Here is a 236-nt window from a genome sequence, read left to right as displayed (position 1 = left end):
GAGGGGAAATTTAAAGGGGTGTCCGGGGGCTCCGCGACGAATTTCCTGAACCCCCGCGGCCTGGCCGCGGCAGGATCGGACGGGGCGGTTAAGCAGGTTGACCAGCAGAAGAAAGCCGAACAGAAGCGAAAGGATCAGGAGAAAGAAGACGCGGAGGTTCTGGCAGGCAAGATGAACGAAACGACGGGGACCATCAAAACGAAAGCCGGCGAAGGCGGCCGTTTGTTCGGGGCGAC

1 pseudogene is annotated in these 236 nt (G+C 60.6%); it reads left to right on the top strand.

Annotated elements, in window-relative coordinates:
* Window positions 1-236: pseudogene (locus KVT34_RS31135) on the top strand (50S ribosomal protein L9); the annotation flags it as partial.

This window comes from Paenibacillus sp. GbtcB18 (assembly GCF_019091125.1).
Taxonomy (GTDB): Bacteria; Bacillota; Bacilli; order Paenibacillales; family NBRC-103111; genus Paenibacillus_F; species Paenibacillus_F chitinolyticus.
Note: the sequence above shows the minus strand (reverse complement) of the source record. Positions and strands in the feature narration are given on the sequence as shown.